9 protein-coding genes are annotated in these 11312 nt (G+C 53.6%); 7 read left to right on the top strand and 2 right to left on the bottom strand.

The features are described from left to right. The first annotated feature begins 3 nt into the window (after positions 1-3). The 6 genes from IQ265_RS02715 (at position 4) to IQ265_RS02690 (ending at position 8056) form a co-directional block, all read left to right on the top strand. A complete protein-coding gene (locus IQ265_RS02715) occupies positions 4-615 on the top strand; it encodes a hypothetical protein (RefSeq protein ID WP_194050670.1) in 612 nt (203 codons plus the stop codon). 92 nt (positions 616-707) lie between these two features. Beyond that, positions 708-1634 carry a cyanoexosortase C gene (gene crtC, locus IQ265_RS02710; protein WP_194050669.1) on the top strand — a complete coding sequence of 309 codons (927 nt, stop codon included), beginning with the start codon at positions 708-710 and terminating at the stop codon, positions 1632-1634. A 608-nt stretch (positions 1635-2242) separates the two neighbouring features. Continuing rightward, positions 2243-3016: a cistern family PEP-CTERM protein gene (locus IQ265_RS02705; protein ID WP_194050668.1), complete on the top strand. Its 774-nt coding sequence runs from the start codon at positions 2243-2245 to the stop codon at positions 3014-3016. A gap of 506 nt (positions 3017-3522) precedes the next feature. Next, positions 3523-6102 (top strand): DUF4347 domain-containing protein, encoded by a 2580-nt coding sequence (locus tag IQ265_RS29250; RefSeq protein ID WP_194050667.1) that lies wholly within the window; start codon positions 3523-3525, stop codon positions 6100-6102. Positions 6103-6336: 234 nt separating this feature from the next. Next, positions 6337-7083: a PTPA-CTERM sorting domain-containing protein gene (locus tag IQ265_RS02695; protein ID WP_194050666.1), complete on the top strand. Its 747-nt coding sequence runs from the start codon at positions 6337-6339 to the stop codon at positions 7081-7083. A gap of 337 nt (positions 7084-7420) precedes the next feature. Beyond that, the gene (locus IQ265_RS02690) at positions 7421-8056 is read left to right on the top strand and encodes an HpsJ family protein (protein ID WP_194050665.1); all 636 of its coding nucleotides are present in this window, start codon (positions 7421-7423) and stop codon (positions 8054-8056) included. Between the two features lie 113 nt (positions 8057-8169). On the opposite strand, the gene IQ265_RS02685 is transcribed toward IQ265_RS02690, so the two are convergent. Next, entirely contained in the window at positions 8170-9081 is a 912-nt protein-coding gene (locus tag IQ265_RS02685; protein ID WP_194051088.1) for a bestrophin family ion channel, read from the bottom strand. 172 nt (positions 9082-9253) lie between these two features. Next, complete coding sequence (gene hflX, locus IQ265_RS02680; RefSeq protein ID WP_278002705.1) at positions 9254-11011, bottom strand: GTPase HflX; 1758 nt, start codon at positions 11009-11011, stop codon at positions 9254-9256. Between the two features lie 2 nt (positions 11012-11013). Here hflX and IQ265_RS02675 point away from each other — a divergent pair, with 2 nt between their 5' ends. Next, positions 11014-11199 carry a hypothetical protein gene (locus IQ265_RS02675; RefSeq protein WP_194050664.1) on the top strand — a complete coding sequence of 62 codons (186 nt, stop codon included), beginning with the start codon at positions 11014-11016 and terminating at the stop codon, positions 11197-11199. The last annotated feature ends 113 nt before the right edge of the window (positions 11200-11312 follow it).

Here is an 11312-nt window from a genome sequence, read left to right as displayed (position 1 = left end):
ACTATGACTAGCTTTCCTCAGTCCCCCCTAGTTACTCCATCGCGATCGCAGACTCCGTCGGCCAGCACCATTTTTCTAGTTATTGGCCTGGCTTGTGTGGCGGGCTTTGTCGCGAACCTGCTGGCAAGCGCTGTTCCCCTTGACCCAATGGCCCTGGAGTGGCGAATTGGGTTTACGCAGCAGGTCAGCGGACGTGGCATCTTGTTTTTTCTAGGCCTGGCTATGTTGGTCCATAGCAGTTTGGAACGGCCTGCTCTGGCCCGTTTGCTGGCTTTGGTGTGCCTGGTCGTCGGTATCTTGTTTACGTTGTCTGGGGTGATTGTAATTCGCGATGGGCTGGTGCTCCAAAATCAGGCCGTGCGCAACATCGAAAGCGAAGCTACTGAAATTCGCTCTCAGCTACTGACCGCTCAAGATAACCCCAACCTGCCCGCCGAGGTTACCCCCGAGCGCATTGAAGAAGCTTTGGTACAGGTCGAAACTCAAGCCCAAGCCCTGCTCGAAAACGCCCGCGGTCAGACGACCAAGTCAATGATGTCAATGTTGAGTACCCAAGTAGTCGTTGGCGTTGGGCTAATGGCGTTGGGGCGATTTGGCCTCAAACACAGCCTCTAGGGGCACTTGGCAACTGTGGAACGAGCACTGCTCGTTCTCCGCCGATTCCCGAATGCTTTGCGAATTGCCCTGTATGTTCATCTTTAAGAACTATGGCAGCCCCCACCCTAAATCTTAAGCCTCACCTGCAAACTATCCAGGGCTGGGTAGCCACCCTGGCCAAAGACACTCACGGGCGCTTTGTGCTGCTGGGGCTAACGGTCGGGCTAGTTTACCTGCCAGCCTGGCTGGGCTACTTGTTGCCCAGGGCGCTGCGAGGCAAAGTAGGCTGGTTTTTGGTGCTGTGCATGCTGGGGGTGGCCGCCGCCGAACTGTGGAATCGCCGCACGGTGCTGCAAAAGCTCTCGGCCTCTGGGGAAGATCGCCTGCTGGGCCACCTGCTGATCGTCTGTGCAGCGGTGCTGTTTCCATTTTGCCGTTTTGCCCTCTGGTCCCAGGCCTTTTTGTGGCTGACAATTTTGGCGGGCATTGCCTGTAGCACCTGGGGGGCTAGCTTTTTCACCCGCTTTATCGTGCCAACATTTTTAATTGGCCTGACTACCTACCCGCGCATTGGCTTTGTCTCGCGTTTTTTGTGGGACTTTTTTGCCCCTTACAAATTTCTTGAAGTCAAAATGGCTGAGATTAGCAGTGCCGCCATGCGCGCGGTCGGGTTTCCGGCAGTGCAAGATGGGGTCTACATTACTTTTCCCGAAGGGGCGGTTGAGGTGGGCTGGGGCTGCAATGGCCTTGATATGGCCCTATCAATCGCCGCGACTGGCTTTATTATGGGCATTCTCTACAAACAAAAGCCCCGACAGATGGCGCTGTTAATCTTTATTGCAGTCATTATTTCGCTGATTTTTAATATTCCCCGACTGATGCTGGTCACCATTGCTCACGTGTACTGGGGCGAGTGGTGGTTTAATTTTTGGCACGGCTTTTGGGGCGGGCAAATTTTTGTGGGTTTACTGCTCACTGTGTATTACTACGCCATGATGGCGATGATTGAAAAATCCAAAAAAGAACTAAAAGCATAGCTCTCTACTGGTCGAGGCTGTGGACTTGATGAATTAATGGTGAATTCAAAAAAACATTGCGCTTGGTTTCTCCCCTTTGCAGTTGTACTGTAGCGGCTTTCGTCTGAATGAGAGATAGACCAATTGCTCAAATTTGCTAGTTTCCCTAGCTTCCCAATTTGAGGCGCACTTCACTTATCTGAATATCGCCAAAAAAACCGATGCTTTGATGCATCAAATTGTTAAATGCTTTTATTGTTGTATTAAAGCACCTAGCTTTTTCCTCAAAGCCGCCTGTATAGAGTTATTGTAAAAACTACAGTTAGGACTAGTATTTGCACGTATATCATTCTATACTAAGTGTTGAAGGGTTACTGAGATTTTGAGTTTGATCTCAAGCTGGTTCACTACCAATTAAGTTACTACCACACTTGCGAACCACTGGTTCTATAAACGAGGGGCACTACCAGGTTGTGAGAAATTTAAGTGCATTTGGTTCACGGTTGAGTTGCTTTTGCTAACCGAGATTGCTTAAGTTTTTTGCCACCTAACATATCAATATCTAGAGCCTCTAGCCCTAGACTTGATCTTCAAACTCATTCACCTAAATCCCTCTTTTGCTAAGGACTATGACCACAAAACTGAATCGATTGTCTGTTTCTGCTCTAGCCGCCGGTGCTCTAATGGCCGCTGGATCCTTCGCCTCTCAGCCCGCTCAGGCAATAACCTTTAATACCGTAGACAATACGGTAACCTTTGATGCTTCTAGCATTGGCCAGGAATTTAAGGTCTTCTTTAGAGGTGGCAATGTTGGCAGCAATGCTTTAACACCCAACCCATTTTCTACTGATGGATTGCAGGCAGTAGCAACTTTTGTCCTGACTGCATTTAATGGATCTTCTGCCGATTTTGACATTACGGTAGATAATAACTCGAGTGGCGATGTTACAGCTGCTAGACTCTCTGTGCTTGGCTTCAATGTTGATACTCCGAATGGCCAAGGTAGCTTTAGCTTAGGTGGCACGAGAACTGCCTCAGCTCCTATCGCTGTCGCAAGTGGTAATACACCTCAAAATTTTGGGGATGTAGATGTCTGCTTTAAAACTCCGGGCAGTCAAATCAACAACTGCAATAACGGCAACGGTGGTGTGTTATTGGGTGGTTCACTTACCTTTTCCCCAACCCTTGCTTTTACTAGCCCGGGAGTATCACAATTTACCCTGAGCAATTTCTACGCTCGATACCAAAGCATCAATGGTAATTTTGGTGGCACAACAGTTACCGGAGCCAGCGGCGTAGGAAATGTTGGCGTAGTCCCAACTCCAGCATTATTGCCTGGATTGTTTGGTTTGGGTGTAGCAGCCCTGCGTAAGCGTCAGCAGGAAGAAGGCGAAGTTGCTTAAGAGCATCTTTTAACTTTTGGTTGATTGATTGTTGAGAGCGCTATCTCATAGCTGGGATAGCGCTTTTTTTAACTTAGGTTTAACTAGCATTGATCTCTGGCAAAGTCTAGGTGGTATTTTGTACGTCTGCAAGTAACCGTTTGTGGAAAGTGCTGAGTAAGTATACGGAAGGCAATGAGAATTTATAAAGTTAGTGTAAGGTGGTTGGGGAGACGTGAGTAATTGTAAAGGTACATCGTTAAATCACATCCTCAATCGTGCATTACCTCAGGGCATTTACCTATCAGTTTTGTTTGCCGTCTTTGCCTTTTGCTAACATTAATTTGTCTCTATGGATCCAGCTAGTTGCTACTAGCTGATCCTTACCTAAAGCTTTGAATTGTAGCCACGCGAGTCATCACACCCCTGACAACGGAGACACATTAAATGTACGAGCCTTAGATCGCAGTCTAAGGCTCTAGTAAAGGCATGGAGACGGCATTTATTCCCTGTAGGTTGGAGAAAAAATGACGACTCAAACTCAAAGTGTTCCTAGCCTGATTAAAGGCATTGTTTTTGTAGATGACTCAATCGCCGATGCCGATACCCTGCTCAAAGGCCTCAACCCTGGCCTTGATGTGGTGTTTCTCGACTCGGCTCAGGATGGTATTGACCAAATTACCGAAGCGCTGCGATCGCGCTCTGGCCTAGATAGCATCCATCTGCTCTCCCACGGCGAAGCGGGTGGGCTGACCTTGGGGGCGACGGCGCTTAACACCAACACCCTCGACAGCTATGGCTCGCAGCTCAGCCAGTGGGGGCGATCGCTCAACAGTGGGGCTGATCTTCTGCTCTACGGCTGTAACGTAGGATTCGGCCTCGGCGGCCACAACTTTGTCGATCGTTTAAGCCAGTGGACTCAGACCGATGTAGCGGCCTCTGACGACATTACCGGCAGCGGTGGCGACTGGGAGTTTGAGGTGTTTGCGGGCACAGTAGAGGCAACTTCAGTATTTAGTGCTGAGGCCCAGGGTAGCTATGGTGGCAGCCTTAATACTGTCACAATTACCAGCACCGCCGACAGTGGCCCCGGTTCGCTACGGGCCGCCATTGCCGCCGCCCCCGCTGGTAGCGTGATTAAATTTGCCACAACCCTGGCCAACAAAACCATCAACCTCACCAGCGGCGAGATTTTTCTGGGCCGCAATATTACCATCGACGGCAGCGGGGTGTCTAACCTGACCCTTAGCGGCAACAACCGCAGCCGCATCTTTCAGGTGGGCAATTCTCAGTCACCTGTGCAGGCGACCTTCAAAGGGTTGACTTTAGTCAACGGCAACGGCCAGGGCGCTCAAGTTCCGGGTATGGGCGGTGCCATTAACGGTGCCAACTTTGTCGGCATCACGCTGGTTGACACCTTGCTTAAAAATAACAAGGCGGACCGAGGCGGGGCGCTACAGGTAGGTGCTGGAGCCCAGGTCACTATTCGGAACAGCGTATTTGACAGCAATGATGGCACCCTAACCAACAACGGCAAAAGCGGTGGCGCTATTTCTACCAACAGTGCTGGAGGAGCTGGCGGACTAGGTTTCCTCGTCGTTGAAAACTCACAATTTACCAATAACAAAGGGTATGTTGGTGGAGCGATTTATAACATATCGAGCCCTTTGACGGTCAAAAACTCTACGTTTTTGAACAATACTTCTAAGCGAGAGGGCGGAGCAATTTTCTCCGATGGTGCTGGCCCAGGCGGCGCTGGCACTACCCAGGGCGGCACAATTTACATTGCCAATAGCTGGTTTGAAGGCAACAAGTCTACTGATGGCGGCGGTGCTCTATATATTTGGAGTTATGGGCCTGACAAACTGCGGGTAGAAGATAGCACGCTGGTAGGCAATACCGTGACTCCGGGAACCTATAGCCGGGGACGAGGGGGTGGACTTGAAGTCAATGGCGGCAGCGTCATACTCCGCAACGTAGCGGTGGCCAACAACGTCGCCCAAACTCAGGGAGGCGGGCTGTGGGTGCAGACCAGTTTGCCGGTAGATATTACCAACAGCACTTTTTCAAGTAATCGGGTTAACCAGGATGCTGGTGGGGCCATGTTCATCAACACTGGTGCTTCAACACCGGTCAACATCACCAATTCCACCATTGTCAACAACTTTGCTGGACGCGCCAACGGGGCGCTGTGGATGAACGGCGGCAATAAAGACTCAATTACCCTGCGCAATTCGATTGTTGCTTTTAACAGAGCGGTTGATGCGAGGCAGAACCAAGTCGGCTACACCCCTCGCGATGGCGGTGGCAACATTGAGTTTCCAGCGCCGGTAAATTCTGGCCCGCGCGTAGCCACCAATAGTCGCATTGTCGATCCCCTGCTGGGTCCGCTGATGAAAATTGGCGACGATCTGGTGCATCCGCTGCTAGCAGGCAGCCCAGCCATCAATACTGGGGTAAAAGGCACGGGCGTGCCCACCCAAGACCAGCGCCAGTTTACCCGTGACTCTCTGCCCGATGTGGGAGCCTTTGAGCGCGGCGGTTTACCAACGACCGGCGGCAGCGGCAACGACGTGCTTTTAGGCACTTCAGCCAACGATAGCCTCTCGGGCGGCGACGGCAACGACACTCTGCTAGGGCTGGGCGGGGCCGATACCCTAACTAGCGGTGCCGGGGCCGATCGCATCGTTTATACAGGGCGATCGCAGGCCGAGGCCTTTAGCCAGTCATCCCTGGCAGCGCTCGACCGCATTGTCGGGTTTGATGCCACCCAGGGCGATCGCATTCAGCTTGACTACGACAACAACCTGCTCACCTCTGAGCGACCATCGGGTCTATTTAATGCTGGTCTAAAAGCTGGTGCCACCCTGGAGCAGGCCGCTCTGGCCGCCTACCAAGATAAAGATCAAGCAGCCAGTGGAGCGCAGGTTATGGCGGCAAATCAGGCAGTATTTTTCCGCTGGGGAACTCGTACATTCCTATCGGTCAATAACGGTACCGCTGCCTTTTCTAGAGACACCGACCTGGTGGCTGAAGTAACAGGCATACGCATGGTCGGGAGCGACTCTACGGCTGGGAGTTTAACGGTGACTAACTACTTTGCCTAAAGTAGTTTGGGCAAAGCAGTAGGTGTAAACTTCATCCTCTTCTTACACCTACTGACACACCAAAACTCTTAACTTTACTGCCGCTCAGCTACACTTAAAATGAGGACTGCAACGCGGTTGTAGTCCTCTGAAATTCCCAGGTCATTTACCTAATTAGATAGTTTAGCAATCATGCTTAGACGGCAACTCAGGGATAGTCTACCGCTGTTCTTTTCTAGGAGTTGCACACTAGCAATGCAAAAACACATTTTTAGCAAGACATCTCTTGGTATTGCGGCTGCGATCGCAGGGGCTGCAATGGTCATTCAGGCTCCTTCCGCCAACGCGGCCACGTTTGGCCCTAGCCCCTATGTTCGGGCCAGCGATAGTCCTTTTTCAGGGGTTAACTTTAGCGGCGGGTATTTTCATCTCGAAGACTTTGAAGATGGAAGATTAGACACCCCAGGAGTAACCTTGACTCCTGGATCAGCGAATGTTCTATCTCCTGCCCCTCTGACAGATTCTGTGGATGGTGACGCCGGTGGTTTGAATGGTAACGGAAATGATGGTCACAGCCTCTATTCCAATGGAAGTAACACTCTTCGATTTACCTTTGATACCTCGGTACTTGGTAAGCTACCCACCCACGTTGGCATTGTCTGGACAGATGTTGGATTTGTTACTTCGGGTCTCGATGGGTTCGGCGACGTCGTCTTCAGAGCCTTTGGTGCAAGTAATCAACTGCTGGCCCAAATTACCGGAACTAACCTCGGTGATGGGCTATTTGGTGGCCAAACCGCTGAAGATCGCTTCTTTGGCGTTAAAGACTTGGGGGGTATTTCTTATTTCGAAATCTCTATGCCTAACAGCATCGATTGGGAAGTTGATCATCTTCAGTATGGTTATCAGCCTATTCCTACCCCAGCCTTACTGCCGGGGCTAATTGGCATGGGGGTAGCAGCCTTGCGCAAGCGCCGAACCGATGAGGAACAGGCCTCCTAGGGTCATATTGGTGATCAACTTCTAATACCAGTTCTTTGTGATAATGCCACTGATGACCCCTTCGGCTCCGCTCATAGGATGCTGGCTGAGCGGAGTCGAAGCTAGCAATAGGTAGCCATCACTGAAAGAAATTGGTATAGATGCTCCAAAGGCTCCTGCTGAGCAGCAGGAGCCTTTTTAGATTCAGCGTTGCTAACCTTAAACATCCAGTGAAGTTGGAATAAACCTGGCGGAAATTGTCCTCACTCCTTGAAAAAGGTTGAAGTGAGCCTGGCTCTGGTGGTGCGTGCTCTCTTCACCCTAGCCCTAAGCATTTTATAGATCTGGAGTTTTACCTATGGTTGGTGCCTCAAATCCGCTCTCTTCCCCCTCTCTCAGCGGTCAGGCGATCGCCCGTGTGGTCGGTCTGACCTGTGTGTTTGGCTTTATTGTCGATATGACAGCCCTCACCTTTCCACTGGGGTCGGGTACGGCCTGGCGGGTGGGGCTGCTGCAGCAGATGGGCGATCGCAGTATTGTGTTGCTGATTGGCATTGCTCTGCTGATCTATAGCGCCTGGGACAATCAGAATCTGCGCAAAACCCTGAGCTACGTTACCTTAGCCTTGGGTTCCCTGTTCCTACTTATTTGTCTTTTTGTAGTACGCGAGAGCTTCTCCCTACATTCTCAAGCCGTAAACAACATTGGCAGTCAAGCCACACAGCTACAAACCCAGGTTGAGCAAAGCCGCTCTAACCCTGAGATTGCCGCCAATGCCACCGAAGACGACTTTGCCAACGCCCTCAGGGCAATTGACACTCAGGCAGAAACCCTGCGACAAAATGCCAAAAACACCATTACGCGATCTGGTATTGCCAGTACCAGTAACTTTGCTGTAGTAGGTATTGGGCTGCTTAGTCTGAGCCGTGTGGCGGGAGGCGCGAAAGGTAAAATTGCTGGACGCAGCACCAAAAAGATGAGAAAAACGGCGTAACCTCTTCGGGTTTAGCTTAGTACAACCCTAGGTTTACAGTGCTTGCGATCGCTTTACCGAGTCTCCAGTAGCTAGGCTTGAGACGATTCCCCAAAGGGGATGCTACGCGATGGTCAAAGACCGGCCTTGGTGGGCGATCGCCCTGCTCCCGGCACCAGCGAAATCAAATCCTCAATATTTTGCTGCATGGTGCGGCAGATCGCATCCAGCGGCAGGTCATTGGCGTCGTGGCCGAAGGGGTTTTCGATCTCAATGCCGATCTCCTCGATGCCAAACACCGCAAAGCTGATCAGCCCCACCAGCAGGGGCGTACCCCAGCCCACCGAATCCACCATTTGAAAGGGCAGGGCCAGACAGTACAGCATCAGCAGCTGCTTCAGGTGAATGCTGTAGGCCACCGGCATAGGCGTTTTGAGAATGCGCTCGCAGCCGCCCAGGGCATCCACCAGGTCATCTAGCGTCTCTAGGCAGTAGGTGAGCTGGTAGGGGTTGAGGGTGCCCCGGCACTGCTGGGTTTGCAGGTAGTCGGCCACCCAGAAGGCGATTTCCAGGGGCGGGTTATTCATCTGCCGCAGTTTGGCGAATTGGTCGACGGTGAGCAGACTGGCCAGTTCGGCGTCGGGGGCTTCGCCGCGCAGGTGCAGCTTCATGGCGATCGCAAAGGCGGGTAACTGGCGCACGACTGCCATTTTGGCCTCGTAGTCTCCAGGCTGGGGCGTTTCGATCGCCACCCACATCTGCCGGGCCAGGTTGCGGGTCAAATTCACCACGCTGCCCCACAGCTTGCGACCTTCCCAAAACCGCTCGTAGGAGGTGTTGGTGCGGAACACTAGCAGCAGACCCAGCACCAGACTGGGCACCAGCGACCCTAAGATCGGTGACGCCACCGGCCAGTCCCGACTGTAGAGCAGCAGGATGCCTACCGAAAAGACGGCGCACAGCAGTACTCGGGGCATCACCGCCGGGATCACCGACCCCCGCACGCTAAACAGCAGCTTAAACCAGTCTTGCTCGTAGCGGCGCATGTTGCGCTTGATGGGTTGATCAGGCACCCGTTAACTCTCTCCCGCGATCGCAATTGACCTGGTGATATTTCCCGGCATTGTAGACGCTCTACCAGAGTGGATTTGTTTCTTGGCCCACGGTAATACTTTGGTCTACCGTGAGCGCTTCGTTTAGATTTAAGGGACCAGTAGTTTAAACCGTGACGGCGTAGTCGATCAGCTGCAGCAATCGCGATCGCAGCGTCTCTAGGCCCATGCGCTCGGTGGCAGAGATAAACAGGGCGTTGGGGTACTCGTCCTGGGCGATCGCCAGGGTTTCGCTGCTAACCCGGTCGGCCTTGTTAAACACCAGCAGCATTGGCCCCGGCACAATTGGCATTTCTTTGAGAATGCGCATCACCCAGTGGATCTGGTCTTGCCAGGCCGGGTGCGACACATCGACCACGTGGAGCAGGGCATCGGCCTCGGTCACTTCTTCGAGGGTGGCGCGAAAGGCATCCATCAGCGAGGCGGGCAGCTCTTCGATAAAGCCCACGGTGTCGGTGACGACTAGCTGGGTGGTTTCATTTGTATCGGGGTCGGTAATGGCCAGGCGACGGGTGGTGGGATCGAGGGTGGCAAACAGCTGGTCGGCGGCGTAGACCTCAGAGTTGGTCAGGGTGTTAACCAGGGTTGACTTGCCCGCGTTGGTGTAGCCCACCACGGCGATCGAGGGCAGGTTGTCGTCCTGGCGGCGGTGGCGCAGGCGGGCGCGATGGGCCTGGAGCTGGTTGACTTCCTGCTGTAGTTTGTTGATTCGTCGCTGAATGGCTCGGCGCTCGGTCTCTAGCTTGGTTTCACCGGGACCACGGGTGCCAATGCCGCCCCCCAGTCGCGACATGGCCTGGCCGCGTCCTTTGAGCCGGGGCATTTGGTACTCTAGCTGGGCTAGCTCTACCTGCAGCTTACCGGCCCCGCTCTTGGCTCGCTGGGCAAAGATATCGAGAATGAGTTCGGTGCGATCGACGACGCGCAGGCCCACCATGTCTTCCAGGTTGCGCACCTGCATGGGCGACAGATCGCGATCGAACACGATCAGGTTGGCCCCTACGGTTTGGGCGGCCAGGGCGACTTCCTGCACCTTACCAGCTCCCAGTACGGTCTGGGGATGGGGGCGGGGGCGCTTTTGGTAGAGGGTTTCTAGCACTTCACCGCCAGCGCTGTCGACCAGGCGCTCTAGCTCCTCGAGGCGGGTGTGAAAGTGGTCGTCGCTCTGGTCTTGGGTGAAGAGGCCTACAACCAGCACGCGATCGCGTGTGTCTTCGACCTGTAGGGCGGTAAAGGCGCGGCTAAACTCAGCCTCTAGCCCTTCGGCCAGGGCAAGAAAGTCCTGCTGGGCCAGAGCGTCTAGATCAATGGGCTCAGACACCAGCCAGCGCTGCTCGGGGTGCGGCACCAGGTGGGCCAGGTAAGCACTTTGAATGTAGCCGGTCGCGCCGCCGCCGCGGCGGGTAAAGCCGGTGCCCGTCAGCGCCAGCACCGCCAGCACGTCGAGCCGCTGCAGGGCCATGGCCGTGAGAATCGCATCGCTGGGTGGGTCGAGCTCAAACTGAGTGGCCACGCAGCGAATGCCGCTGAGGCGCTCGGCCCCGTAGCGCGGCAGCTCTGAGGGCGGAATTTGGGTTTGCCTAAGCGTGCCCACTCCGACTCGAATTACCTGGCCGCGCCGATTGATGTAGGCGCACAGGGGGCTGTCGATGTCGGTGCTGACCGCTGCAAGGCGCTGGGCAAACTCGGGGGTGACCACGCAATCGCCCGGCAGCCTCTGGTGGTAAAGACGCTGCAGCTGCTTGAGCTGGCTGGGTTTGAGACCCTTTAGATTTCCGTAAACCGTTTCGATAGGGCTAGTCCCCCCCTGGGATCGATGGGATATGCCATAGTAATGGGGCCGAAGTGAGAGCGTCAACGACATCCATGGCACCACAACATTCTAACGATCGCTCTGGCCGGGCTGGCGATCGCCGCCAGGGCGGTTTTATTCGGTGGTCAACCCCATCTCGGCGACAGGGCCAGCCCGACAGGCTCGATCCTGGTTTTGTAGTCGATCGCAAACAGCTTTACAAGTATTTAGATTCTCTAGAGGGGTTCTCAGGTGAATAGGCTGTCCCAAGGGCATTGCCTGTGCACCTGACCAGGGCAAAAAAAATGAAAATCGTCCGATTTTGGTCTATAACACTCCTAAAATTCAATACGCTCAGTGAGAATTGGGTGTA

The organism is Nodosilinea sp. LEGE 06152 (assembly GCF_015207525.1).
GTDB lineage: Bacteria > Cyanobacteriota > Cyanobacteriia > Phormidesmidales > Phormidesmidaceae > Nodosilinea.
The sequence above is the reverse complement of the archived record's forward strand: the minus strand, read 5'-3'. Positions and strand labels throughout refer to the sequence as shown.